This is a genomic window from Roseomonas alba (assembly GCF_019430885.1).
Lineage (GTDB): Bacteria > Pseudomonadota > Alphaproteobacteria > Acetobacterales > Acetobacteraceae > Neoroseomonas > Neoroseomonas alba.
The window spans coordinates 573,843-598,920 of the sequence record NZ_JAHYBZ010000001.1 but is presented as its reverse complement, the minus strand read 5'-3'; the positions used below and the strand labels follow the sequence as shown (position 1 = coordinate 598,920).

Below are 25,078 nucleotides of genomic sequence, written 5' to 3'. Positions count from 1 at the left end.
GAACACCCGGGCGGCGCCGCGGTTGCGTGACGAATGCGTCACGCCCGCGGCGTGGCGCCTCAGATCATCGCCATCCCGCCATTCACATGAATGGTCTGGCCGGTGATCCATCCGGCCTCGGGGCTGGCCAGGAATACCACCGCGGCCGCGATATCCTCCGGCGTGCCCATCCGCTGCGTCGGAATGCGCGACAGCAGCGCGGTCTTCTGCGCCTCCCCCAGCACATCGGTCATCGCCGTCTTCACGAAGCCCGGGGCGACGACGTTCACCGTCACGCCGCGCGTCGCCACTTCCTGCGCCAGCGACTTCGACATGCCGATCAACCCGGCCTTGGCCGCCGAATAGTTCGCCTGCCCCGCATTGCCCGTCACGCCGACGATGGACGCGATGGAGATGATCCGCCCCGACCGCTTCTTCATCATCCCACGCAGCGCGGCGCGCGCGAGGCGGAAGGGCGCGGTCAGGTCGACCTCCAGCACCGCGTTCCAGTCGGCATCGCCCATGCGCAGCGCCAGCATGTCCCGCGTGAAGCCGGCATTGTTCACCAGGATGTCGAGGCCGCCGGCCTCGGTCTCGATCTTCTCGACCAGCGCGGCAGGCGCGGCCGGGTCGGTCAGGTCGGCCGGCGCGACGATCACGCGCGCCCCGCCCAGGGCTTCGGCCACGCGGGCGAGTTCCGCCTCGCGCCGGCCGGTGATCGCGACAGTCGCGCCCTGCTTGTGCAGCGCGGTCGCGATGGCCTCGCCGATGCCGCCCGTGGCGCCGGTGACGAGGGCGGTCTTGCCGGTCAGATCGAACATGTCTCGGTCTCCTGGCGACGCCCGCGACGGACGTCTGGCTGTCTCTGCGAAAGGGTCAGTGGAAGCGCTTGGCCATGCTGTAGCGCGCATGGCCCGGCGGGCAGTCCTCGAGGGTGCCGGTGACGCGGTAGCCCTGCTTCTCGTAGAAGCCCCGCGCCTGGAAGGAATAGGTGTCGAGCCGCGCCCCGATGCAGCCCTGCCCGCGCGCCGCGGCCTCGGCCTGCTGCAGCAGGCGCTGGCCCCAGCCCTGCCCGCGCAGCGCGGGGGCAACCGCCAGGGTCATCACATAGAGCCACCGCCACGAGATGCGCCCGATCAGCCCGCCCGCGACGCCGCCCTCGGCATCGCGGATGGTGAGCAGCACCGCTTCGCGCACATGCGGCCAGCCGGCAGCGGCATTGGCGTCGGCGAGGACGGCCATGATCGCCGCCTCATCCGCCGCCTCCGGCGCCGCGATGCGCTCGATATGCGTCACAGGGCCTTCAGGAAGGCTTCGACATCGGCCGGCGTGCCGATCGCCTGCGCGCGTGCCTCGGGGGCGTTGCGCTTCATCAGCCCGGTCAGCACCTTGCCCGCGCCGAGCTCGACGAAGCTGTCGCAGCCCATCGCGGCCATGGCGGCGACGCATTCACGCCAGCGAACCGTGCCGGTCACCTGTCGCACCAGCAGGTCGCGGATCTCGGTCGGGTCGGTTGCCTTGGCGGCGGTGACGTTCGCCACCACCGGCACCAGAGGCGCGCGGAGGTCCGCCTTGGCCAGCGCCTCGGCCATCGCATCGGCTGCGGGCGCCATCAGCGCGCAGTGGAAGGGAGCGGAGACTGGCAGCAGCATCGCGCGCTTCACGCCCTCGGCCTTGGCGATCTCGATGGCGCGCTCGACCGCGGCCTTGGCGCCGGAGATCACGACCTGGCCGCCGCCATTGTCGTTGGCGGCCTCGACCACCTCGGCCTTGCCGGTCTCGGGGTCGGGCGCGGCCTTGGCGCAGATCGCCTTCGCCTGGTCGAGCTCCGCGCCGAGCAGCGCGGCCATGGCGCCCGTCCCGGGCGGGGTCGCCTTCTGCATCGCCTCGCCGCGCAGACGCAGCAGGCGCGCGGCGGTGGCGATGTCGAAGGCGCCGGCCGCGGTCAGGGCGCTGTATTCGCCGAGCGAATGCCCCGCGACCAGCACGACCTTCTCCGCCAGCACGAAGCCGCCCTCGGACTCCAGCGCGCGCACCACCGCGAGCGAATGGGCCATCAGCGCCGGCTGGGTGTTGGCGGTGAGCGTCAGCTCCTCATGCGGCCCTTCCCACATCAGCGTGGACAGCTTCTGGGACAGCGCGTCGTCCACTTCCTGGAAGACGTGGCGGGCGGCGGGGAAGGCCTCGGCCAGGTCGCGGCCCATGCCGACGGCCTGGCTGCCCTGGCCGGGGAAGACGAAGGCGGTTGCCATGTGAATGCGTTTCCGTGTCGTGCAGGCGATGGTCGAACGATCGCGCGCATTGCGGGTCCGACACGCCATTGTCAACAAGCGGCGATGGTTCCTACCCGCGGAACATGCCGGGATGCCAATGATGTCCGTGGCCCGATCCGGTGCCATAGACGGCCAGGAAGATGCGCATCTCGGGTGCCGAGTCGCCCCGATGGAAGGCCAGCGCCGCCTGCATCATGGCGTCATCCAGGGCGTTGAAGCGCAGCGCGGCGCGGCGGAGTTCGCTCCAGTCGGGCAGGCGGAAGGCCTCGACCCAGATCTCCGGGCGCCCGATGTCGCGGACCAGCGTCCAGTCGGTCGCCCCGTCGCGGTGCCGGGATTGGCGCAACCCCTGCATCGCCCGGCGAAAGGCCGCGATATCGGATTCGCCCACCACATAGGCGACGCTGACCAGCACCGGATGCGCGTCGGTGCGCAGGACCTCCATCAGGCCGGCACCGACCGCGAATTCGGGCAGGCTGTGCTGGGGCGCGGCGGCGGGATCGGGCACCTCGGAGGGCAGTTGCTGGGACCGCGCCAGCACCGCGATGACAATGCCGCCCAGCCCCGCCGCCAGCAGCGCCCCCTTCACCCCGGCATGCATGCCGAGCCAGCCCCAGCCGATCGCCCCGAAGCCCATGCCGCCATTGTAGACCGCCTGGTAGATGGCCAGGCCGCGCGCCTGCACCCAGGGCGCGCAGGCGAGCTGCACCGTTGATTGCAGGCTGGCCGCCGCCGCGATCCACCCCATGCCGAAGACGAACATCGCGATGGCCGCGACCGTCAGGCCGGGCATCACCGCGATCGGGATCAGCGCCGCCGCATTCACGACCCCGGCGAGCATCACCAGCGTGTCCGGCGTATAGCGTTCGCGCAGCCGGGGCATGACGAGCCCGCCCACCACCGCCCCCGCCCCCATCGAGGCCAGCAGCAGGCCGAAGCTCGTCGCCGCGAGGCCCAGCACGTTGTGCACATAGAGCGGCAGCAGCGCCCAGACCGCGCTGGCGCAGCCGAAGAAGGCCGCCGAGCGGAACAGCGCGGCGCGCAGGCTGGGCTCGTAGGCGGCATAGCGCAGGCCGAGCCGCATCGCCTGCACCAGCGGTTCCGGCGGCAGGTCGGCCGGGCGCGTGGAGGCCGGAAAGACCAGCAGCCCGCCGATGATGACCGCGACGATGGCGAAGGACAGCGCATTCGCCCCGAAGGCGACCGCCGCGCCGCCCCCCGCGACGATGACCCCGCCCAGCGCCGGACCCACGGCCCGCGCCAGGTTGAATCCCACGGAATTCAGCACCAGCGCCTGCGGCAGTTCGGCGCGGGGCACCAGCAGCGGCACCGAGGACGACCAGGCCGGGCTGTTCAGCGCCGTGAAGCAGGCGAGCAGCGCCGTCAGCAGCAGCAGCAACCAGGCATCGACCAGGCCAAGAAGCTGCAGCGCCGCCAGCAGCCCGGACGCGGCGAGCATCGCGAGGTTGCTCCAGACCAGCAGCCGCTTGCGGTCCAGCCGGTCCGCCAGCGCCCCGGCCGGCAAGGCCAGGACCAGGATCGGAAGCTGTGCGGCAGCGAGGATCAGGCTGACCATCAGCGGGTCCGGCGCGAGCATCGTCATGACCCAGGCGCTCGCCGTCGACTGGATCCAGGTGCCGATGGCCGAGATGGCATTGCCGAACCACAGCCAGGCGAAGGCATGGTGGCGTAGAGGCGTCAGTGAGCTCGGCAGTCGCATCGGCGTCCTGTCTCAAGGGGGGGCGGCGCACGAGGCCCTGCCCCGTCGAACCTCCCCGCGCAACGCGCAGTGCCACCCGAATGCCGCCTTTCGACGCCGGGCGCAGCGGGCAATCTGCCGCATCCCGGCGCGCAGCGCGTACGGGGCCGGGCTCCGGCGCCGGTTCCGCATCGCGCCGGCGCGAGGCATCCGGACACCGTCAGACCTAGGGCGCGGCGGCCCCCGGAGGAAGCCCCCCTTTCTCGGCCCGGGCCTGCAAGGCCTGGAGTTCCTCGAAAAATCGGGCCGCCGCGACATCGGGCGCCCAGGGCCGCCAGGGCGGATCACCGTAGCGCACCGCAAGCGGATCGCCTGCCATGGGGGCGGCACGGATCCCGAGCGTCTCGCGCACCTCCTGCGCCGTCCAGCCGACCACGTGCACCGCCTCGCCCGCCGCCACGGCGATGTCGACGGATTTGTGGGCGCGCTTCTCCTCGCTGGTCCAGGCCGGCAGGCGGTAGCGTGTGGCAATCACCGCGAGCAGCCGCGCCTGCAGCTCGGCGAAGCCTGGCCCGAGAAACGGCTTCAGGGGCGAGATGCAGTCAAAGTTGATCAACCCCTCATCCGCGTCATGCAGCAATTCGCGCAGCTCCTGCGCCGGCGTCAGGCGATTCCGCGTGCGGCTGCGGCGCAGGGCCAGCACCGTCAGGGAATGCTGCGCGACCGACAGCGGCTCCGGCCAGGCGGAATGCCCGCCCCAGCGGAAGGTGCGCGCAAGGCCCGTGGCGAGATCCGTATCCGTCCAGTCGAAGGGCGTCGGCGACAGAAGATCGAGCCGCCGCCCCGAGGGCAGCCGCACCCAGGCGCGATCGGCCATCAGGCGCTGCCCGCGATCTCGGTGAGGCGCGCGAAATCCTCGGCGGCGATGGGCACGCCTTCCGCCAGGCGCGCGCGATGCCGGGCGAGCGAGGCCTCCCCGGGCAGGCGCACCCGTTGCGCGGGGTCCGCCGGTTCCGTCTCGTGCAGGATGGCGCGAAAGGCGTCGATGCGCGCGGCGAGCGTCTCGGGCAGGCCAAGGCGCGTCGTGTCGACCAGGACCAGCACATGGCCGAGATCCTGCGGCTTCGCCGGGTCCTTGTCCCAGGCACCGATGCCGGTGAGGAACCCCGCCCCCGACAACACGCCCGCCAGCATGTCCACCATCAGGGCGAGCCCATAGCCCTTGTGCCCGCCCATCGCCAGCAGGAAGCCGCCCATCGCGGCGGCCGGATCGGTGGTGGGATGCCCTGCCCCATCAGTCGCCCAGCCGTCCGGGATCGCCGCGCCGGCGCGCGCGGCCGCGCGGATCTTCGCCCGTGCCGCGACGCTCATCGCCATGTCGAGGATGACCGGCTCCCCGCCGGGCCGCGGCACCCCGATGCCGATCGGGTTGTTCCCCAGTCGCGCCTCGCGACCGCCGACCGGCGCGATCGACGGCGCGGCGTTCGACGCGATGACGCTGGCGAAGCCGTGCCGCGCGGCGATGAAGCAGTAGGGCATGATCGCGCCAAGGTGATTGGACCCGCGCACAAAGGCGGCCGCGACGCCGGCGCCGTGGGCTGCCTGCATCGCCGCATGCAGGGCGCGCGACGCCACCAGCGGACCCATGCCGTTCGCACCGTCCACGCGCATCAGCGCGCCCGCCGCGCGTTCGATCCGCGGGCGTGCCCGCGGATCAATGCCGCCCGCCTTCACGCGGGCGAGATACTCGGGAATGCGCTGGACGCCATGGGTGCGGATGCCGAACAGATCGGCGAGCACCAGGATTCGTGCCACCTCCGCCGCATCATCGGACCGCATGCCGCCGCGCCCCAACGCCCGTGCCGCGAGCGCCTCGAGCTGCGGGGCCGGCAGGACGGCATCGGAGGGGGTCACACGAAGCCTCCTGGCAGGCGCGGGCAGGACGCGACCGTGATCATCAGACACGCCCTGCGTGCATCGCGCGATCAAGAATCACCTGCCGCGCGAGGCCTGGTCAATAGGTCGCGAAGATACGCTCGTGATCTGTCACACCGGCCGCGAGCGACAGCGACAGAAGGATGCGCGCCTTCTGCGGTGTCAGGTTGTCGGCCGCGATGAAGCCGGCATTCCGCCCGCGCGTCGTCCGCGCCGCGCGACCTGATCCGGCGCGGGTGGACAGCGCCACCACCACACCGCTGGCGACCGCCGCTTCCAGCGCCACCGCCATGGCCGGCGTCACGAAGGACGGCGCGAATCCCGCCGCGACGATGCCCTTGGCCCCGGCCGCGACAAAGGCGTCGATCGCCGCGCCATCCGCCCCGGCATAGGTATAGGCGATGTCGACACGCGGCAGTGCATCGAGCCCGCGCACGTCGAACTCGGTGTCCGGGGCAAGCCGTCGCAGCGGCTTTCGATACCAGCAGATCTCGTCCGCATCGGCCTGGCCGAGCACGCCGAAATCCGCCGTGCGGAAGGTCTGTAGCCGCAGGGTCGAGGTCTTGGTCACCTCGCGTGCCGCCTGGATCTCATCGTTCAACAGCACCAGCGCGCCGAGTCCGCGTGCGCGCGGATCGGCCGCGACGCGCACCGCGTTCACCAGGTTCATCGGACCGTCACCCGACAGGGCGGAGGCCGGCCGCTGCGCGCCGACCAGCACGACCGGCAACGGAATCTTCAGCGTCAGGGACAGGAAATACGCCGTTTCCTCCAACGACGCCGTGCCATGGGTGACGACGATGCCGGCCAGATCCGGATGTTCCGCGGCAAGACGGTCGCAGATCAGCACCAGTTCCTTCCACTCCGCCCAGGCCATGGCGGTCGACGCAATCGCCTTGAAGGGCACGGGCACGATCTCGGCGACCAGGGCGAGTTCCGGCACGCGCGCGATGACGCCGTTCACGTCGAGCACCTGGCCCGTCGCGGAATAGTCGATCAGGTCGAGTGGCCCGCGCCCGACCGAGGAGATGGTGCCGCCCGTCCCGACGATGGCGACCTTCGGTTTCGCGCTCACGCCGCCGCTTTCTCCGCAGCACCGAGACGCAGTCTTTCGATCACATGGTCCACAGTCATCACATCCCCGAAGATGTTCCAGAAGGCGGCGAGCGAGGCATTGTGCTCCGCGTCACTAGTCGCCGCGTTGCAATCCGCCACCATGACGGTGCGGAAGTCGAGCATCATGGCGTCGCGCGCACTGCTCTCGCAGCAGACATTCGTGACGGTGCCGCCGATGAGCACCGTGTCGAAACCCCGCGCGCGCAGGCGCTGCTCCAGATCGGAGGAACCCTGGATGAAGGCGCTGAAGCGGCGCTTGAGAACCGTCTCGTCCTCCGGCCGCACATCGAGGGCCGGCCACAGCGCGTGACCCGGCGTGCCTTCCATCATCGCCGCATTGCGGCGCGCGCGCGCGGCCGGCGTGACCATGCGCTGCATGACCGTCCATTCGGTCTCGCAGCTCGCATCATGGGTGTTCTGGATCCAGAAGACGCCGCCGCCGGCCTCACGCAACGCGGCGGCCAGGCGGTTGACGGCGGGGACGATGCGTTCGGCCATCGGGCAACAGGCATGGCTGATCGCCGGATCCATGAAACCGACCTGCATGTCGATCACCACGAAGGCGGTGCGCGTCGGGTCCAGATCCTCGAAGGGGTGGGCGCGGCCGCAGCGCGCCTCCACCCGCGCCACGATCTCGGGCGGGATCGACAGGGGATGCATGCGCAGGGTCTCCTCGGAAGAAGCGGAGGGCCGGCGACGTTCTGCGTTTCCGGCGCGCAGGCTATCGGCGCTGCATCCGCGCGGCAACGGGGCGGTCGTGGCCTGTCCCGCGATGCGTCCCGCAGCGCAGCTCCGAATCGCCTCTCAGCCGCGGGCTTCCACCACCGCCGTGGTCAGGCGGGAGACGCAGGCGAGCCGCCCGTCCGCCCGATGGATCTCCGTCTGCCAGACCTGGGTGGTGCGGCCGAGATGCAGGGGCCGGCAGAGCGCCGTCACAGTGTCGCCCTTCGGCACGGCCGCCACGTGATTCGCATTGATCTCGAGCCCCACGGCGCGGCGGTCCTCGGGCAGCGTCAACTGACTCGCGACGCTGCCCAGGGTTTCGGCCAGCACCACCGAGGCACCCCCATGCAGGATTCCGAAGGGCTGGACGTGGCGGTCGTCGACCGGCATGTCGGCACGAATGAAGTCGGGGCCGATTTCCAGGATACGAATGCCGAACAGGCCGGGCAGGCTGCCCGCGAAGCGCTGCTCTATTTCGGCCGGCTCCACCGGACGACGCCAGATGCTCATGCCGCCCGCTTCCTGCCCGTCCTGCCTCGGTGCTGGCGCGAAATGTGCACAGCCGCCGGCATGAGGCAAGCGAGTGGACGGCCCCGCTACTGGACCGGGAGAAAGTTTGGGACCTCAACCATGAGTGTTGACGGCTGGCCCTGCCGAAGGATTAGGCTTGTGGTAACAACCGCGGCGGGCGAAACGTCACTGCGCCACGCGTATCCCGACCAAGAAGGATGCCGTGTCTCGATCGAACGCTCCGTTCGCTCCGCCAGGGGTGGCTTGGGGTGCGGCCGGAGTGGCCGACAGAAAATGGTGGTGCCGTGCACGTAATTCTGGACGTGTCCCGGTTCCTGGCATGTGGCCGCCGCCGGGCGCCCTCGGGGATCGATCGTGTCGAGGCTGCCTATGCGGCGCAATGGCTCGCGCGCGGGCCGGCCGAGGTGACCTTCTGTGCCCGCGGCCCCTGGGGCGGATATGCCGCCCTGCCGCATGGGCTGGTTGCGGATTTCGCGGCCCTGCTCACCCATGGCTGGACCGGCGGCCCGAAGGCAGAGGCCACGCGGCAGGCCGCGTTCCGGCTGGGCCGAAAGGCGCTCATGCAGGCCACCATCGGCCGCGGCCGCAGCCGGCTGGCCCAGATCATGGCGCGGGAGCGCCGAACGCTGTTCCTGCTCGTCTCCCACCGCCTCATGGAAAAGGCCGAACCCATCGCGGCATTGCGCGACCAGGGTGCGGCCTTCATCCCGCTGGTGCATGACCTGATCCCGGCGACGCATCCGGAATACGCGCGCCCGGGCGTGGCCATGCAGCATCTGCGGCGGCTGGAGACGGTCGCGTCTCTCGCCTCCGGCATCATCGTCAATTCCGCGGCGACGGCGGCGGTGCTGCAGCCGCATCTGGTCCGCCAGGCCAATCCGCCCGCCGTGGTGGTCGCGCCGCTCGGCATCGATATGCCCATGCCGGTGCCCGATCGGGCCGTGCAGCCGGATGGTCCCTATTTCGTCTCCATCGGCACCATCGAGCCGCGCAAGAATCATTTGCTGCTGCTCCATCTCTGGCGCGACTTCGCCGAGAAATGGGGACCGGCCGCGCCGCGCCTCGTTCTGGTCGGTCGCCGCGGCTGGGAAAACGAGAACGTCCTCGACCTGCTCGAACGCTGCACGCTGCTGCGCGGGCTGGTCAGCGAGGCGGGGTCGCTCGCCGACCCGGCCGTCGCCGGGCTGCTCGCCGGCAGCCGGGCCCTGCTCTTCCCCTCCTTCGCCGAGGGCTACGGGCTGCCGCTGGCCGAGGCCCTGGCCGTCGGCGCGCCGGCCATCTGCTCCGACCTGCCGGCGCTGCGCGAGGTTGGCGGCGACGTGCCGGAATATCTCGACCCGCTGGACGGGGCCGGATGGCGGCGGATGGTGCTCGACTACGCCACGCCGGACAGCCGCGCGCGGGCCGCGCAGCAGGCCCGCATGCGAGGCTGGTCCGCGCCCGACTGGCCCTGCCACTTCGAGGCGGTGGATCGGCTTCTCGACGAGGTCGCCACGCATCACGCAGCGACCTTGCCGCTGGCTCCCTCGCGCCGCCCAGGCGCAGTCATGCCGACGCCCGATCCCGTCGCGGCGCGCCCCCTGGTGTTGCGATGATCCGCCCGGCCCGCTGCCCCGGGCAGGGTCTGCCGCGCGGATGACGACACCCGGTTCGAGGCGCCCCATCCTGTCGGCCCGCACGTCCCGCCCCTCCGGCGGCATCGCGATCATCGGCGCTGCCTGCCGCCTGCCCGGCGCGCCGGACCTCGACGCCTTCTGGTCGCTGCTCGCCGAGGGCCGGGACGCCGTTACCACCGTGCCGGCCGACCGCTTCGACCAGGCGCGCTGGGGCCATCCGCGCAAATCCGAGCCCGGCCGGGCCTATACCTTCGCGGCCGGGACGATCGGCGATGCGGCCGGCTTCGACGCGCCCGCCTTCGGCCTGTCCCCACGCGAAGCCGCCGAGATGGACCCGCAGCAGCGCCTGCTGCTGGAAGTCGCCGCCGAAGCCTTCGAGGATGCCGGCTGGCCCGCCGAACGCCTCGCGGGGCGGCACATCGCCGTTTATGCGGGCGGTTCCTCGACCGACTATGCGGAGCTGCGGCTGGAGGATCCCTCGGCCGGCGACCGCTTCTTCATGACCGGCAACGCGCTGTCGATCCTGGCGAACCGGATCGGCAACGTCTTCGACCTGCGCGGGCCGGCGCAGACCATCGACACGGCCTGCTCCTCCTCCCTGGTGGCGCTGCACCACGCCGCCCTCGCCCTCGCCGACCAGCCCGATCTGGAAGCCGCGGTGGTGGGCGGGGTGAACATGCTGCTCTCGCCCTATTCCTTCATCGGCTTCTCGCGCGCGGGGATGCTCTCGCCGACCGGGCGCTGCCGCGCCTTCGACGCGTCCGCGGACGGCTATGTGCGCGCCGAGGGCGCGGGCGTGGTGATCCTCAAGCGCCTGGACGACGCTATCGCCGCCGGCGACCCGATCCGCGCGGTGCTGCTCGGGTCCGGCGTCAACGCCGCCGGGCGCACCATCGGCCTGTCGCTGCCGAACCGCAGCGCCCAGGCTGCCCTGATGGGCCGCGTCGTCGCGCGCGCCGGCATCGCGCCGGACCGCTTCGTCGCTTTCGAGGCGCATGGCACCGGCACCCGCGTCGGCGACCCGGCCGAGAGCTGGGCCATCGGAACCACCATCGCGCAGCATCGTGATGCACCGCTGCCGATCGGGTCGGTGAAGACCAATATCGGGCATCTCGAAGCCGGCTCCGGCATGGCCGGCCTGCTCAAGGCGATGCTGGTGCTGGAGAAGGGTATCGTCCCGCCCTCGCTGCACTTCGGCGACCCCAATCCCGAGATCGATTTCGCCGGCTGGAACATCGCCGTGCCGACGGCGGCGACGCCGGTCTCGCCGCGCGCGGATGCCGTGGTCGGAGTGAATTCCTTCGGCTTCGGCGGCACGAATGCGACGGTGCTGCTCGGCCGCGCACCGGCCACGAAGCCGCAACCCGCAGGCCGGCCGCGCGGCGTGCCGCCGCTGGTGCTCTCGGCGCATTCCGAAGCCGCGCTCGGCCTGCTGGTCGAAACCTGGCGCGGCAGGCTGCCTGGGGCGGATGGCGCGGCCCTCGCGCGCGGCGTCGCACGGCATCGTGATCTGGCAGCCCATCGATTGGTGCTGCGGGGCGCGGATGGCGATGCGCTCAGCGAGGCCCTGGACGCCTGGACCCAGGGCAACCGCGACGCCGCTGCGCAGGGCCAGGCGGTGCGCGGCAGCACGGCCTTCGTCTTCTCCGGCAACGGCGCCCAGCATGCCGGCATGGCGAAGGAGGCACTGCGCAGCAACGCCGCCTTCCGCAACGCCGTGAAGCAGGCCGATGCAGCGCTCGCCCCGCTGCTCGGCTGGTCGCCGCTGACGCTGCTGAAGCGCGGCGTGCCGGCGGCGATGCTGGCCGGCACCGACATCGCCCAGCCGCTGCTCTTCGCCGTGCAGGTTGGCGTGGTCGGCGCGCTGGCGGTACAGGGCATCCGGCCGGCGCTCGTGCTCGGCCATTCGGTGGGCGAGGTCGCCGCCGCCTGGTGCGCCGGTATCCTGCCGCTCGACCAGGCCGCGCGGCTGATCGTCGCACGGTCGCGCCACCAGCACATGACGCGCGGGACCGGCCGCATGGCCGCGATCGGTGCCTCGGCCGAAGCCGCCGCCCCACTGCTGGAGGCGAACGGGCCGGGGCTGGACGTCGCCGCCATCAACGGCCCGTCCGCCATCACCGTGGCCGGCCCGGCCGAGGCCATCGCGCGGCTCTGCGCCGCGGCGGAACAGGCGCGGGTCTCGGCCGTGACGCTCGACCTCGACTACGCCTTCCATGCGGCGACGATGGACCCGGTGCGCGATGGGCTGCTGGCCGATCTCGCCGCACTGGCGCCGCAGGCCGGCGCCCTGCCCATGGTCTCCTCGGTGACCGGCTCCGTGATTGGGGGCGAAGACGCCATCGCCGCCTATTGGTGGCGCAACCTGCGCGAGCCGGTGCGCTTCCGCGAAGCCGTCCATGCCGCGGCCGAGGCCGGCGCGCGGCTCTTCCTCGAAATCGGCCCGGCGGCCGTACTGCAATCCTACCTGCGCGAAAGCCTGCGCGAGGGCACCGAGGGTGCGGCCGTGCTCGCCACGCTGACGCGGCGCGACGGCGCCGGCGACCCCTTCCCCGCCATCGCCGACCGCGCCATCGCCCGCGGCGCCGACCCGCGCGAGGGCCCCGCCTTCACTGGCCCGGCCGAACGCGCCCTGCCCCGCACCCCCTTCGCCCGCAGCCCGACCTGGTTCCCCCGCACCACCGAGGGCGCGGCTCTGACCCTGCCGCGCCGCGACCATCCCCTGCTCGGCATTCGCCAGGGCGAGGATGCGCGGGCCTGGACCACCTGGCTCGACACCGAGCTGCATCCCTGGCTCGCCGACCACAAGCTGCTCGGCGAGGCTGTGCTGCCCGCCGCCGGCATGGCCGAGATGGCCCTCGCCGCCGCCGCCGCGCGCCATCCGGAGGCCGAGGTGGTCGAGGTCTCCGACCTCGTCATCCTGCGTCCCCTGCCGCTCGAACCCGACCGCACGCGGGAGGTCCGCGTGGTGACCGAAGAGGAAGGCGGCTTCGTCCTCGAGAGCCGCCGGCGCCTCGCCGAGGAGCCCTGGAGCCTCTCCGCCCGGGCGCGCATCGCCGTCCTGCCGCGCCTTCCCGCCGCTGCCGTGCCACCCGCCGGCGGCACGCGCCGCGTGACGGGCGCCGAGGTGGTCGCGCTCGCCGCACGCAGCGGCCTCGACTACGGCCCCGCCTTCCGCCCCGTGCAATCCGTCCTGGCCAATGATGCCGAGGCGCGCGCGCGCGTCACCCTGCGCTTGCCCGACACCGCCCCGCCGGCCGAGGGCTTCATCCTGCACCCCGTCCTGCTGGACGGTGCGCTGCAAGGGCTGATCGCGCTGCTCTCGGCGCAGGTGCGCGCGGAGGGGCAATCGCTGGTCCCGGTGCGCATCGGCCGCCTGTCCGCCCGTCGCGGCGCGGAACCCCCCGCCAGCGCCGAGGTCGCCCTGACCCGCCGTGGCGAGCGCTTCGTCGCCGCCGACCTGGTGCTGCGCGACGCGGCCGAGGCGGTCGTCGCCATCGCCGACGATGTCTGGCTCCAGCGCATCCGCCTGCCCGGCCGCAACGACATCGCCGACAGCGCCTTCCGCCTCGAACCGCTGCCCGCGCCCCCCTTGCCGCCCGCCCCGGCGCCGCTCGATGCCGAGGCCGCGCTGGAGGCCGCCCGCGCCGCCGATGCCGCGGCCGACATGACCGAGGCCGCGCTGCTGCTGGAAGGCTTCGCCGCCGCCGCGGCCATCGCCGCCCTGCCGGCCGCGCCGCCGCTCGCCACCCCCTATCGCCGGGCGCTTTGGCAAGCCCTCGCCGAAGGCGGCTTCGCCGAGGAGAACGGCGCCGGCTGGCGCCTCGCCGAGGACCAGCCGCTGCCGCCGGCGCAGGAGATCTGGCGCGCGGTGCTGGCCGAACAGCCCCGTCTCGCGCTCGACATGGCATGGCTGGCGCGCGCCGCGGAGACCTTGCCCACGGCACTGGCCGGCGAAGCTGCCGCCGCCGCGCCGCCGCCGCCCGAAGCCGGCGCCTTCGCGCGCATCGCCGCGGTGATGGAAACGGCGATCGCCTCGCTCGCCGCCGCCTGGCCGGAAGGCCGCGCGCTGCGGGTGCTCGACCTGTCGGGCGGCGGGCCGCTGACGCGCCATGCCGTGGCGGCCCTCGCCACTTCCGGCCGCCGCGTCGAATACCGCGCCGCCGGGGAAGCCCGCGCCGGCGCGGCGCCCCCCGCCGTCGAGGGTATCGCCTTCGCCTGGACTGGCTGGGATCCACTCGCCGGGACGGGCGCGGTGGAACCGGCGGACCTCGTCATCGGCCTCGCCGCCGGGGCGTGCGGGCGATCGGGAACGAAGCTCGCGGCCGCGCTGCGCAATGCCTGCGTGCCGGGCGGGCTGCTGCTGCTTGCCGAACCCGCGCCGGGGCGGCTGTGGGATTTTGCCTGCGGGCAGGACCCGTCCTGGTGGGATGGCGGCGACGGCGCGCTGCCCGATGCCGAAGCCTGGCGCGCGGCACTGTCGCAGGCCGGCTTCGAATCCCCCGACGCGCTGCCGCTGTCCGCCGCGCCCTGGCCCGCGCTGCTGCTGGCCGCGCGCGCGCCGTCGGTGATCGTCGCCGCGGTGCCGAAGCCGCGCCGCGTGCTGGTCTGCGTCGAGACCGGTGCGGAACCGCTTGGCACCGCGCTGGAAGCCGCGCTGCACAGCGAAGGCCACGCGGTTGCGCGGCATCCCCTCGTCACGCCGCCGAGCCCGCGCGACATGCGCGGCGCCCAGGTTGTCGCCCTGATGCGCGCGGAAACGGATGCGGGTGCGACCCTCGCCGCCGCGACCCGCCTCGCCGAGGCCGCCATGGGATCGGCGGCAAGCTTCGCGCTGGTCGGCGCCGGCGACACGGCGCGCGCCGCAGCCATCGCTGGCCTCGGTCGGGTGCTGGCGAATGAGATGCCGGAGCTGAAGCTGCGCCGGATCAGCCTCGATCCCGCCCTGCCGGTGGACCGCGCGGCGCGGCGGCTGGCCGCCGAACTCGGCGGCGACGCGCCGGAGGTGATCGTCACGCCCCAGGGCCGGATGACGCCGCTGCTGTCCCCCGGCCTGCCTGTTGGCGAAGCGGGCGGGGCACGCCGGCTGCTCGTCGGGCAGCCCGGACAGATCGGCAGCCTCGCCTGGGCACCGCTACCCGACCTGCCCGAGCCCGGCCCCGGCGAGGTTCGCCTGCGCCTCCAGGCCGCCGGCTTGAACTTCCGCGATTTGATGTGGGCCCAGGGCCTGCTGCCCGAGGACGCGCTGATGGACGGCTTCGCCGGCCCGACCCTCGGCATGGAAGGTGCAGGCATCGTCGAGGCCGTCGGCCCCGATGTCGCGCTGCGGCCGGGCCAGGCGGTCTTCGGCTTCGCGCCCTCGGCCTTCGGTACCCGCGCGCTGACCCGCGCGGAAGCCCTGGCGCCGCTGCCGGCGGGCCTGTCGCCCGAAGCCGCGGCGACCATCCCCGTCGCCTTCATCACCGCGGCCTATGCCCTGGAGACCCTGGCCCGCATCCGCCCCGGCGAGCGCGTGCTGATCCATGGCGGCGCCGGTGGCGTGGGCCTCGCCGCCATCCAGATCGCCCAGGCCGCCGGCGCGCTGGTCGCCGCCACCGCAGGCAGCGCCGAGAAGCGCGCCTTCCTGCGCATGACGGGCGTTGATCTCGTGCTCGACAGCCGCGATGCCGGCTTCGCCGACGCGCTGCGCGCCGCCTGGCCGGAAGGCGTCGACGTCGTGCTGAACTCGCTCGCCGGCGAGGCGATGGAACGCTCGCTTGGCCTTGTCGCGCCCTTCGGGCGGTTCATCGAGCTCGGCAAGCGCGACTTCGTCGAGAACCGCCGCGCACCGCTGCGCCCCTTCCGCCGTAACGTCTCCTACTTCGCGGTCGACGCCGATGCGCTGCCGCGTGCCAAACCCGACCTTGCCGCCGCACTGCTCGCCGACATCGCCGCGCGCCTCGCCGAAGGCACGCTGCTGCCCCTGCCCCATGCGGTGTTCGAGGCGGCGGAGACCGAGAGCGCCTTCCGCACCCTCCAGGCCTCCACCCATATCGGCAAGCTGGTGATCCGCCCGCCCGCCGATACTGCGGACCCCGCCCCCGAACCGTGGAAGCCCGATGCGGACGGGATCTATCTCGTCCTGGGCGGCGTGCAGGGCTTCGGGCTGGAATGCGCGAAATGGCTTGCCGCGGAGGGTGCGGCGCACCTCGTGCTGGTCTCGCGCCGCGGCGGGACGACGCCCGGGGCGGATGCCGCGCTGCGCACCCTTGCGGCACTCGGCGCGCGCGCCCGGATCGAAGCCTGCGATGCCGCCGACGACACGGCGCTGGCGGTGCTCCTGAAGAAGCTGCGCCGCGAAGGCCCGCCGATCCGCGGCATCGTCCACGCCGCCGCCGCCTTCGCCGATGGCGCCGCGACGACCATGGATGCGGCGCGATTCGCGACGGTGCTCGCCCCCAAGCTGCTCGCGGCCGAGGCGCTGGACCGCCTGACCGCCGACGATCCGCTGCACCTGTTCCTGCTGTTCTCCTCGGCCACCACGGCCTTCGGCAATCCCGGCCAGGCGAACTACGTCGCGGCGAATCTCGCGCTGGAAGCCATCGCGCGGCGCCGGGTCGCGGCGGGCAAGCCGGCGCTCGCCATCGGCTGGGGTCCCATCGCGGATGCTGGCATCCTGGCCCGCGACACCGCCACCGCCGAGACGCTCGAACGCCGCACCGGCGTCGCGCCCATGCCGGCGCAGGAGGCGCTCTCCACGCTCCCTGCCATTCTCGCCGCCGGCGTGCCGGTCGCGCATGTCGCCCGCGTCACCTGGGGCACGCTGTCGGCAGGCCTGCCGATCCTCGCCGAGCCCGCCTACGCCGCCGTGCGCGCCGCGCGCGAGGGCGGCGCGGAAGGGGCCGATCTCCGCGCCGAACTCCGCGCGCTGCCGCCCGACGAAGCCCGCGCCCGCCTGGTCCGTCTGGCGCAGGAGGAAATCGGTCGCATCCTCCGGCTGCCCATCGAAGCAGTCGGTGCCGATGCCCCGGTGGCGGGGCTTGGCCTGGACAGCCTCGGCGGACTCGAATTGCGCATGGCGCTGGAACGGCGGCTCGGCGTACAGGTGCCCTTGGCGAGCGTCACCGAAGACCTCACCATCGCCATCCTCGCTGGCCGGATCGCCGGCGTCGTTCTGGAAGACCGGACGGAACAGACGGTGCAGTCACTGATGGATGCCTATGAGCCCGAGCGCGCCGCCGCACCGGAGAGCGTGAAGTGACCCAGGGCTTCGGCCTGTCGGCGACCGCCCGGCTCGCCCTGCTGCAACGCCTGTCGAAGCGCAAGGAAGACAAGGGCCCCGCCCCCGGCGCGGCCCGCGCCTTCCGCGAACTTCCCGGCCAGCGCGACATGGAGCTGATCCGCGAGGCCGCCGGCGCACTCGGCCTCGAAAACCCGTTCTTCCGCCCGCATGAGGGCATCGCCGGCGCGACCTCGATCATCGGCAATCGCGAGGTCATCAACTACGGTTCCTACAACTATCTCGGCCTGAACGGCGATGCGCGCGTGATGCGTGCGGCACAGGCCGCGATCGAACGCCACGGCGTCTCGGCCTCGGCATCACGCATGGTCTCCGGCGAACGCCCCGTGCATGCGGCGCTCGAAGAAGCGATCGCCGCGCATTACGGCGTGGACGCCGCACTCGCCTTCGTCTCCGGCCACGCGACCAACGTCACGGTGCTTGGTCATCTGATGGGCCCGCGCGACCTGATCCTGCACGACGCCGCCATCCACAATTCCTGTGCCGAGGGCGCTCGCCTGTCAGGCGCCAAACGCATCGCCTTCGCCCACAACGACTGGCGCGCCGCGGAAAAGGAACTCGCCGCCGCCCGCCGCGCCGCGCGCCGTGCCCTCATCGTCATCGAGGGCCACTACTCGATGGACGGTGACATCCCCGACCTGCCCCGCTTCGTCGAGATGGCGCGCAAGCACGATGCCTGGCTGATGGTGGATGAGGCCCACGGCATGGGCGTCGTGGGTGCGACCGGCCACGGCATCCACGAGCACTGGAACGTCGATGCGCGCGACGTCGACATCTGGATGGGCACGCTGTCCAAGACGCTGTCGGGATGCGGCGGCTACATCGCCGGCAACGCGGATCTGATCGCCTGGCTCAAGCACTCCGCGCCCGGCTTCGTCTATTCGGTGGGCATGGCCCCCGCGCTCGCCGCCGCCGCGCTGGAATCCCTGCGCATCCTCGCCGCCGAGCCCGACCGCGTCGCACGCCTCCAGTCGAACGCGACGCTGTTCCTGCGGCTTGCGAAGGAAGCCGGGCTGGACACGGGAACCTCGGCCGGGCTCGCCATCGTGCCGATTATCGTCGGCTCCTCGGTGGGCGCGGCGCGGCTGTCGCAGGCGCTGTTCGATGTCGGCATCAACGTGCAGCCGATCCTCTACCCGGCCGTGCCGGAAAGCTCGGCACGGCTGCGCTTCTTCCTGTCGGCGGATCACACCGAGACCCAGATCCGCCGGACGGTCGAGGCGGTCGCGCAGGCGATGGCGGGCGCACGGCCGGCGGAGATCGCGGGCTGAACGGCGGGGGTCGCTGTTGGAGGGGCTCTGCCCCTCCAAACCACCCCGCCAAAGGCCACTGGGCCTTTGGAAACCTTGACTTGGTGCCAGGCACGGGAGGCAGTCCGAACAGCGCGACGGACGTTGGTGCTCGGTGTCCGACCGCCGGGCAGCGTGGGTACATGCCGTCATGGCCCGACCACCGGGCCGGGTGCCAGGTGTTGGTTTCCAATGGGCTTCCCGATTGCTCCGATACTTTCACGGTCGCGATCGGAGGGGCGCCGCCCCTCCAAACCACCCCGCCAAGTGCTTGGAGCACTTGGAACGCAGTCTTCTGGCGCCGGGCACAACAGGCATGGCGAACCCCCCCAGCGGCCTTCGCGCGCAAACGCGGGTCTCGGCACTCTTCTGGCAGCGGCGCACAGCGCCAGGTTGAGGTTTCCAAAGGCCCTTCGGCCTTTGGTGGGGTGGGGTCCGGGGAGGGGCAAAGCCCCTCCCCGTCGCGCCACGACCGCGCTCCCCGATGACCCTCCGCCTCGCCGTCCTCACCCTCGAATCCACCGCAACCTCCGAGGCTGCCGCGCGTGTCCTGCGTGATACCCCGCATGACATCGTCTTCCTCGGCTTGTCGGACGCCTACAGCGCGAACGTCGCGTCCACGCGGAAGCATGTCGCGCGGTCCGGCTGGCGCATCCTGCCCTGGCTCTTCGTCGAGTTCGCCGCGCCGCGGCTGATGCGCGGCGAGGGCGTGGGTCCGGTCGGCGTCGCGGCCTTCGCGCGGGGCGTGCCGCCGACCGTCGTCACATCGGTGAACGGTGCGACGATCCAGGGCATGCTGGCAACGCTGAAGCCCGACCTCATCGTCACCTGCCATTTCGACCAGATCCTCGCGCCGGAGACGATCGCGCTGGCACGCCTTGGCGGGATCAATCTGCATCCGTCCCTGCTGCCGCTGCATCGCGGGCCGATGCCGTGCTTCTGGGCGGCAGCGGATGGCAATGGCGAGTTCGGCGTGACGGTGCATCGCCTCGTTCCCCGCATCGATGCGGGGGCGATCCTCGCGCAGCGCGCGGTGACGCCGCCGGATGGCGCGACGGTGTCGGGCATGGCGCGCGCGCTGCATCGCGCCGGCGCGGAGTTGCTGCTGGACGTGATCGAGGAGATCGCCGCGGGCCGCGATCGCGGCGTGGAAGTGCCGACGCTGCCCTATCGTCCCTTCCCGACGCAGCAGGACTTGGCGGCGGCGGCGAAGCGCGGCGTGCGGCTGACCGGCTGGGCGGATTTCCGCGCCGCGCGGGCGTTGCACGGCGCGGTGCGGTAGAGCAGGTTGCTCTCCTGGCCATGGCTGGAACGCGCGATGCAAACCCAGGCGAAGGCCGCCCGCTCCAGCGCCTCAGCCGAGCACCGTCGCCGCGACCAGGCGGTTCAACGACGCGGCGTCGAGCGGCCGCACATCCCCCTGCCCTGCACCATCGCTGCGCCAGACGACATAGTCGGTATCCGTGCCGCCGCGTGCCGCCGGCAAGGCCGGCCGATGGTCGCCGAACGCCACCAGCACCACGGGCCGCGTGCTGCGTCGCGCCGCCTCCACAAACGTGCCGAGCATCGCATCCGTCGCTTCCATCCGCGCCGCCCAGCTCACCGCCGGATCCGGCCCAGACCAGGGACCGTGCCCCGCCACGGTGATGGCGTAGAGGAAAGCCGGACCCGACACCGCGTCGAGTGCAGCCATGAGCCGCTCGGCCACCGCAGCGTCTGTCACCAGGCCATGCGCCTGCTCGGCTCCCGAAAAGGCCTCGGCAGCGTCGAACCGCTCGAAGCCCAGCGCCGGCAGCACGCGATCGCGCCCGAAGAAGCGCGCATCGAAGGGATGCAGGCAAGTGGTCGCATACCCCGCCCCCCGCAGCGTCCAGGCGAGCGAGCCCACCGGCGCGCGGGCAAAGCGGAAATAGGGATTCAACCGATCCAGGCCGAGCACATCGTCCGCAAGTCCGGTCAGCACCACGAACTCCGTGCGCATCGTGTTCGCGCCGAAACCGGGCACGGCAAGCGGCCCGCGCGCAACCGCCTCGCGACCGAGCGCATCCCAGCGGGGCAGCGCCGCCGGAATGCCGAGCCGCCGCGGATCGCAGAAGGATTCCAACTGCAGCAGCACCAGATGCGGCGTCGCGGCATCGGGCCGCGCGACGGCCGGCGCGGGCGGATGCGCCGCACGGCGTGCGCCGCGTTCCACCGCCGCGATGCGCGCATGCAGCGCGAAGGTCGCGATCGGCCCGAAGCGCGCCGCATCTCGCGCCGGCTCGCGTGCCGGTTCGGCGCCACGCAGCAGCGCCAGCGGCCGCATGATCAACGCGACCAAGACTGCGGCCAGCAGCAGCAACGCAACCCGCACCATCCAGCCCAACGGCAGCACCGGTTCCAGCCACAGCACCAGCAGGAAGGCCATGACGCCTGCGCCAAGCCCGCCGACGATCACGACCGTCGGCACGAAGGGCAGGTAGAAGCGCGGATGCGCCACGACCTGCCACAGCAGCCCGCCATCGGTGAAGGTCAGCGGCTCACCCAGCGCCGTGCGCTTGGCGCGATCCGCCACGCCGAGGAACAGGCACGCCCCTGCCGCGAAGCCGCCCGCCATGATCGGGCGCCCCGTCACCGCCAGCAGCACCAGGAACAGCGCGACGACCGGCGCCGCATCCAGCCCCATCCAGGCCGAGACACGCGCCCGCGCGCCATGCCGCAGCCACAGCCAGAAGGGCAGCGGCAGCAGCGCACCGAGGATCAGGTGCAGCGCAGCGCTCACACGCTCGGCCCATCCTCGGGCCGGATGCGGAAGCGCATGCGGCGGACCATCCAGTCCGACACGCCCGCCGGCATCGCATCCACGACACGCAGCAGCGCGGCGAGCGGCAGCGGAAACGCCGCCCGCCGCGCCCCGCGCAGGATCGCGCGATGCGTCCGTTCCGCCGCGACATCCAGGGACACCGCGAGCGGCCGCGGTCCGGCCCAGCGGTCGCCCATCGCGCTGTCGAAGAATCCCGGCAGCACCACCGTCACGCCGACGCCGCGCGGGGCGAGCGCCGCGCGCAGCCCCTCCCCATAGGCACGCAATCCGGCCTTGGACGCGGCATAGCCCGGCGCATCCGGCAACCCGCGATACGCCGCGACGGACGCGATCAGCACGATCCGCCCGGCGCGGCGTTCGCGCATCGCCGGCAACAGTGGCTCGACCAGGTGCATCGCGCCGAGCAGGTTCACCGCGACCTGCTCCGTCGCGCCTGCCAGCCCTTCCCACGCGCCATCCGGGCGCACGCCGCGCGCGATGCCGGCATTGGCGATGATGCAATCGACCGGCCGCGTCGCCTCCCAGGCGAGGAGTTGCGCCGCCACCGCCACGCCGTCGCGGACATCGAGCGCGGCCGTCTCCACGGTCGCCCCCCGGGCCGCGCAGCGCGCCGCGGTCTCCGCCAGCCCCGACGCCGTGCGCGCCAGCAGCCGCAGCGTCACGCCTCGTGTCGCGAAGCGCTCGGCCAGCGCCGCGCCCAACCCGCGCGAGGCGCCCGAGATCACCACGCAGCCGAAGGGCGCCATGCCCGCGCTATTCCGCCGCGAGGCCCGGTGCGGCCCCCGCTGCGGCCTCGAGCCGCGGCACGGCATTGCCGACCGCCTCGGTGATGCCGTCCTTGCTGAAGAAGCCGCCGCGGATCAGGCAGTGCGCAGCAAGCACGCGGCGCAGCGCATCCACCAGCGCCATGTCTGGCGGCATCGCCTCGGTCCAGAAGCGGTCGAGCCGGCCCTGGAAGGTCAGGCCCGGCATGTCGTAGATCGCCTTGCCCAGCGCAATGACAGGCTTGCCCTCACGCAGGGATTGCAGCCCCGCCGTACTGTTGACCGTGACAACGCCCGCCGCCGGCGCCAGCACGGGGCCGAAGGGCAGTTCGGGCAGCCAGATGACGCGTCCCCCGACGCCGAGCGCCCGGGCCCGGCGCATCACGAACCGTCCCCAATTGGTCAGCCCGTTGTCGAGCGGATGGCCCTTCACCGCCAGCAGCGCCGTGCCAGGCGCGTGCTGTGCGAAGGAGGCGAGGATGGTGGCGATCGCCTCCCCCAGCGTCGGGAAGGGCGAATGCAGACGAAGCTGGTAGTCGCCCTCGAGCTGCAGCGGCAGCACGAAGACCGGTCCCGGCCAGGTCTGGAGCATCGCGAGCCGTCCCCGCGCGCCACGCTGCCGGATCGGGCGCAGCGCACCGCGGATGAGCCAGCCAGTATATTCGTGGAAGGGATTCCAGGGCCGATGGGTCCGCCAATGCGGGAAGCGTCGGCGCCTCACGACGTTGTGCACGTTATAGCGGACATCGTCGCTGGCCCGGCGCAGGAAGGACCCGCCCGACAGCGTCTCGGGCGCCGCCGGCGGCAGGCCCCGCGCCATGGCAAGGATCCGCGCCGGATCCCGCGGCAGAGGCGAGAAGGCATTCACCCCGTCCTGCTCCAGCGTGATGTAGCCGGGGCGGAGATACGCCTCCTCGAAGATCCAGGACCGGATGCCGCGCCGCTTCGCGACGGCGATCGCCGCGATGTGCCGCGGGCGGCAATCGCTGAACATCACGAGGTCGGTGACGCCGTGGGCCTCGACCAGCGCCTCGAGCGCTGAGGGCCATTGCGCGTCGGTGCCCGCGAAATCGGTTGCGGTGGGCCGCTGCCAGAAGAGCCGGTCGCCGGCGTTGAAGTTCACCCGATGCACGGCATGCCCGCGCGCGAGCAGCGCATCGCCGAGCCGCACGAAGAGATGCGTCGCGAGACCCTGCAGGAACAGGAACGACCGCCGCTGCGTCATCCACCGCAACCCTGCATCAGCCGCGGCCCCGCATCAGCCGCGCCATCGCCCGGCCCTGCCAGCGGCGCAGGCGCGCGGGCAGCCCGCCGCGCCAGGCGGCAGCCTCCGCAAGCCGGTCGAGCAGGGCCTCCGGCGTCGTGGGCAGCTCGGTCACCGGGTCCTGATAGCGGGGATAGAGCAGCAGCGCACCAGCAAGGATGTGATCGATGGTGAGGCGCCGCACCCGACGCGGGATCGGTGCGCGGTCTTCCGTCAGCCCCCAGCCGGCATAGAAAGGCTGGCCCCAGCAGGTGACGGACAGGCCCCGGAGCAATGCCTCGAAGCCGGTGAGCGAGGTGATGGTGTGCACCTCATCCACCTGCGCGAGCAGGGGAGCGATGGGCGCCCGGTCGAGCACCATGTCGGCCAGCGCGAGCGCCTGATCCGGCGGTATCCGGCCGGTCCGGTAGCCGGCCTCGACATCCGGGTGCGGCTTGAAGGCGATGAAGGCGTCGGGATGCGCGACGCGCACGGCCTGCAGCAAGGCGAGGTTGCTGCGCACCGTCCCCGCCCCGCCCCGCAGGACGGACAGATCGTCCTCCACCTGGCCTGGCACGAGGATGCGGCGGCGCCCTGGCGTCGCCGGCAGGGTCGGGGCCGCTCCCGAAAGATTGTACTTCGTGACACCCCGCGCCACGAGCATCGCGCGCAACGCCGCCGCCCGCGCCAGCAGCGCCGGCGGGAACGCCGCGGTGGCGAGCAGGATCTCAAGGTCGCTGGGCCCCGAGGGATCAAAATAGGGCCGACGCGAATCGAGCGTCAGCGATGCTGCCGGCAGGAAGCCTGCACCGAGGCCGGCGGAACGGATGAACCCATCCTCCACCCAGAGCAGCGGAATGCCCGCCGCGCGTGCGGCGGCCTCGAGGCCGGCGGGCGCGCGGCTCGACCATACGGCGATGGTACCGTCCCGGCGCACGGCCTCGCCGATGGCGGCGCGGGTGCTGCGGGCGAAGGCCGGCGGGCCAGCGGCGGAGGCGAGGGCCGAGGCGATGCGCCGCCGCTTCCAGAAGGACATCCCGACGCAGACCGCGATGCGGCGGTTCGCCGCCTCCTGCACCCGCCACCGGCCAAGCAGGGCGATGGCCTCCTCGATGGAGACAGGCCGCCCGCCCGCCGGGTCGACGCAGCGTGCGGCCGCGGCCAGGGCCGCCAGCGTGGCGAGGCCGTCCGGCATCGGGCCGTCCGGGGTCCGGACCTCGACCCCGGCCAGGGCGGCCAGGTGCGCGGTGGGCCCCGGCAGGGCGTAGATCCGGGCCGCCACGTCGAACAGCGTCCAGGGGGAGAACCGCCCCGGATGCGTCGCAGAGAGCACGGGAGGGGCGTCCCCCGGCGCCTCGGGCGCACGACAGGCCAGAAGGGGGCGGCCCGCGGCCCGCGCCGCCGCCGCGGCCTCCTGCCACAGGGCCTGCACCGCCCCGCTGCGTGCCGGATCGCAGGGATCGAGGAGGATCAGCGCCTCGGCCGGCGCGAGTCCGAACGCGGCCGGCCCCGGATCGTCCAGCCCCGGCGGACCGCCGATGCGCGCATCCCGCAGAGTGTCGCGCAGGATGCTGGCGCGGACAGGGTCGGATGGTGGCGATACGGCCAGCGCGGCAGCCACCGGATCCTCGGCCGCCGCACCGAACAGGATGGCGGGCACGCCGCGCCCCCCGAAGACGACGGGCGGAAATGGCCCCGGGGTGACCCGAAAGACGGTTCCGCCCCAGCGCATGGGCACGGGCATGTTGCAGGGCAGCAACAGCCGTACATCATCCACATCGCCCCCATCATGCAACCATGGCGTGCAGGACCAGAAAGCCGGCAGATG

At 72.7% G+C, this 25,078-nt stretch carries 17 protein-coding genes; 4 read left to right on the top strand and 13 right to left on the bottom strand.

Features of this window, described 5'->3' with window-relative positions; genetic code table 11:
- Positions 1–59: 59 nt before the first annotated feature.
- From fabG to KPL78_RS02705, 9 genes are all read right to left on the bottom strand, one after another.
- On the bottom strand, positions 60–800 hold the full coding sequence (fabG, locus tag KPL78_RS02745) for a 3-oxoacyl-[acyl-carrier-protein] reductase (RefSeq protein ID WP_219761245.1): 741 nt from the start codon (positions 798–800) through the stop codon (positions 60–62).
- A gap of 55 nt (positions 801–855) precedes the next feature.
- Positions 856–1,275 carry a GNAT family N-acetyltransferase gene (locus KPL78_RS02740; protein WP_219761244.1) on the bottom strand — a complete coding sequence of 140 codons (420 nt, stop codon included), beginning with the start codon at positions 1,273–1,275 and terminating at the stop codon, positions 856–858.
- Positions 1,272–2,231: an ACP S-malonyltransferase gene (fabD, locus tag KPL78_RS02735; RefSeq protein ID WP_219761242.1), complete on the bottom strand. Its 960-nt coding sequence runs from the start codon at positions 2,229–2,231 to the stop codon at positions 1,272–1,274. The genes KPL78_RS02740 and fabD overlap by 4 nt, the downstream gene beginning before the upstream one ends.
- A gap of 91 nt (positions 2,232–2,322) precedes the next feature.
- Positions 2,323–3,972: an MFS transporter gene (locus KPL78_RS02730; RefSeq protein WP_219761239.1), complete on the bottom strand. Its 1,650-nt coding sequence runs from the start codon at positions 3,970–3,972 to the stop codon at positions 2,323–2,325.
- A 205-nt stretch (positions 3,973–4,177) separates the two neighbouring features.
- Complete coding sequence (locus KPL78_RS02725; RefSeq protein ID WP_219761238.1) at positions 4,178–4,828, bottom strand: HD family hydrolase; 651 nt, start codon at positions 4,826–4,828, stop codon at positions 4,178–4,180.
- Complete coding sequence (locus KPL78_RS02720; RefSeq protein ID WP_219761236.1) at positions 4,828–5,865, bottom strand: Ldh family oxidoreductase; 1,038 nt, start codon at positions 5,863–5,865, stop codon at positions 4,828–4,830. The genes KPL78_RS02725 and KPL78_RS02720 overlap by 1 nt, the downstream gene beginning before the upstream one ends.
- Before the next feature lie 100 nt (positions 5,866–5,965).
- Positions 5,966–6,961 (bottom strand): asparaginase, encoded by a 996-nt coding sequence (locus tag KPL78_RS02715; protein ID WP_219761234.1) that lies wholly within the window; start codon positions 6,959–6,961, stop codon positions 5,966–5,968.
- A complete protein-coding gene (locus KPL78_RS02710) occupies positions 6,958–7,662 on the bottom strand; it encodes an isochorismatase family protein (protein ID WP_219761232.1) in 705 nt (234 codons plus the stop codon). The genes KPL78_RS02715 and KPL78_RS02710 overlap by 4 nt, the downstream gene beginning before the upstream one ends.
- A 144-nt stretch (positions 7,663–7,806) precedes the next feature.
- Positions 7,807–8,235 (bottom strand): PaaI family thioesterase, encoded by a 429-nt coding sequence (locus KPL78_RS02705; protein ID WP_219761230.1) that lies wholly within the window; start codon positions 8,233–8,235, stop codon positions 7,807–7,809.
- A 323-nt stretch (positions 8,236–8,558) separates the two neighbouring features.
- Here KPL78_RS02705 and KPL78_RS02700 point away from each other — a divergent pair, with 323 nt between their 5' ends.
- The 4 genes from KPL78_RS02700 (at position 8,559) to KPL78_RS02685 (ending at position 19,722) form a co-directional block, all read left to right on the top strand.
- Complete coding sequence (locus KPL78_RS02700; protein ID WP_369412605.1) at positions 8,559–9,851, top strand: glycosyltransferase family 4 protein; 1,293 nt, start codon at positions 8,559–8,561, stop codon at positions 9,849–9,851.
- 40 nt (positions 9,852–9,891) lie between these two features.
- Positions 9,892–17,112, top strand: coding sequence for a type I polyketide synthase (locus KPL78_RS02695; protein WP_219761227.1), 7,221 nt, complete (start codon positions 9,892–9,894; stop codon positions 17,110–17,112).
- Entirely contained in the window at positions 17,109–18,422 is a 1,314-nt protein-coding gene (locus KPL78_RS02690; protein ID WP_219761225.1) for an aminotransferase class I/II-fold pyridoxal phosphate-dependent enzyme, read from the top strand. The genes KPL78_RS02695 and KPL78_RS02690 overlap by 4 nt, the downstream gene beginning before the upstream one ends.
- Positions 18,423–18,924: 502 nt before the next feature.
- Positions 18,925–19,722 (top strand): formyltransferase family protein, encoded by a 798-nt coding sequence (locus KPL78_RS02685; RefSeq protein WP_219761223.1) that lies wholly within the window; start codon positions 18,925–18,927, stop codon positions 19,720–19,722.
- Positions 19,723–19,794: 72 nt separating this feature from the next.
- On the opposite strand, the gene KPL78_RS02680 is transcribed toward KPL78_RS02685, so the two are convergent.
- The 4 genes from KPL78_RS02680 to KPL78_RS30710 are packed head-to-tail and all read right to left on the bottom strand — an operon-like array spanning position 19,795 to position 25,027.
- Positions 19,795–21,201, bottom strand: coding sequence for an LTA synthase family protein (locus tag KPL78_RS02680; protein ID WP_219761221.1), 1,407 nt, complete (start codon positions 21,199–21,201; stop codon positions 19,795–19,797).
- Positions 21,198–21,989, bottom strand: coding sequence for an SDR family NAD(P)-dependent oxidoreductase (locus KPL78_RS02675; RefSeq protein ID WP_219761220.1), 792 nt, complete (start codon positions 21,987–21,989; stop codon positions 21,198–21,200). Before KPL78_RS02675 ends, KPL78_RS02680 begins: the two co-directional genes overlap by 4 nt.
- A 7-nt stretch (positions 21,990–21,996) precedes the next feature.
- Complete coding sequence (locus tag KPL78_RS02670) at positions 21,997–23,232, bottom strand: capsule polysaccharide biogenesis protein (RefSeq protein ID WP_219761218.1); 1,236 nt, start codon at positions 23,230–23,232, stop codon at positions 21,997–21,999.
- A gap of 16 nt (positions 23,233–23,248) precedes the next feature.
- Positions 23,249–25,027 (bottom strand): capsular polysaccharide export protein, LipB/KpsS family, encoded by a 1,779-nt coding sequence (locus KPL78_RS30710; RefSeq protein WP_219761216.1) that lies wholly within the window; start codon positions 25,025–25,027, stop codon positions 23,249–23,251.
- Positions 25,028–25,078: the final 51 nt, after the last annotated feature.

Excerpts from the sequence above, each read along its gene's own strand:
- fabG (WP_219761245.1), bottom strand. The coding sequence starts at position 800 with ATGTTCGATCTGACCGGCAAGACCGCCCTCGTCACCGGCGCCACGGGC.
- fabD (WP_219761242.1), bottom strand. The coding sequence starts at position 2,231 with ATGGCAACCGCCTTCGTCTTCCCCGGCCAGGGCAGCCAGGCCGTCGGC.
- KPL78_RS02730 (WP_219761239.1), bottom strand. The coding sequence starts at position 3,972 with ATGCGACTGCCGAGCTCACTGACGCCTCTACGCCACCATGCCTTCGCC.
- KPL78_RS02725 (WP_219761238.1), bottom strand. The coding sequence starts at position 4,828 with ATGGCCGATCGCGCCTGGGTGCGGCTGCCCTCGGGGCGGCGGCTCGAT.
- KPL78_RS02710 (WP_219761232.1), bottom strand. The coding sequence starts at position 7,662 with ATGCATCCCCTGTCGATCCCGCCCGAGATCGTGGCGCGGGTGGAGGCG.
- KPL78_RS02705 (WP_219761230.1), bottom strand. The coding sequence starts at position 8,235 with ATGAGCATCTGGCGTCGTCCGGTGGAGCCGGCCGAAATAGAGCAGCGC.
- KPL78_RS02695 (WP_219761227.1), top strand. The coding sequence starts at position 9,892 with ATGACGACACCCGGTTCGAGGCGCCCCATCCTGTCGGCCCGCACGTCC.
- KPL78_RS02685 (WP_219761223.1), top strand. The coding sequence starts at position 18,925 with ATGACCCTCCGCCTCGCCGTCCTCACCCTCGAATCCACCGCAACCTCC.
- KPL78_RS02675 (WP_219761220.1), bottom strand. The coding sequence starts at position 21,989 with ATGGCGCCCTTCGGCTGCGTGGTGATCTCGGGCGCCTCGCGCGGGTTG.
- KPL78_RS02670 (WP_219761218.1), bottom strand. The coding sequence starts at position 23,232 with ATGACGCAGCGGCGGTCGTTCCTGTTCCTGCAGGGTCTCGCGACGCAT.